The organism is Actinotalea sp. C106, assembly GCF_023630195.1.
In the GTDB taxonomy this organism is placed as follows: domain Bacteria; phylum Actinomycetota; class Actinomycetes; order Actinomycetales; family Cellulomonadaceae; genus Actinotalea.
The window spans coordinates 1-529 of record NZ_JALPKN010000646.1; the positions used below are offsets into that span (position 1 = coordinate 1).

Annotated in this window: 1 protein-coding gene; it reads left to right on the forward strand. The window is 76.7% G+C overall.

All coding sequences use genetic code 11. From position 1 onward, the window contains the following. Positions 1-529: SLBB domain-containing protein (locus tag L0B03_RS18985; RefSeq protein ID WP_308200119.1), on the forward strand; the 529-nt coding region annotated here is incomplete at both ends.

A 529-nucleotide genomic window follows, 5' to 3' on the forward strand; every position in this document is an offset into this window, starting at 1 on the left:
GGCCGCCGTGGCGGCGGCCGTGGTGCTCGCGCTGGTGACGGGTCTCGTCGTGGTGCGTTCCCTGACGCGGGTGCCGGGACCCTCGGTCGAGCTGGGCGAAGACCCCTCGAGCTCATGGGTCCACGAGCACGAGGGCCCCGGTCCGGACCAGGCGGGCGACCTGCCGGAGGGGGCGACGACCGCGCCGGAGGAGGGTCGGGCCTCTGCGACGACGGACGGGGATCCCGTGGTGGAGCGCGGGTCGGGGACGCAGGAGGACGACGGCCGTGCAGTGGTGGTGGTCCACGTCGCGGGGCAGGTCGCTGCACCCGGGATCGTCGAGCTCACCGACGGGTCCCGGGTGGCCGAGGCGATCACGGCCGCAGGCGGCGCCACTCCGGCTGCCGAGCTGTCGGCCGTCAACCTCGCTCGGGTGCTGCTCGACGGTGAGCAGGTGTACGTCCCCGACGCAGCAGAGGCCGCGGCCCTGCCTGCCCCCGCGGGGCCCGAGGCGGGCTCGGGGTCGGCCGCGGCCGCGGATCCGGCTGGT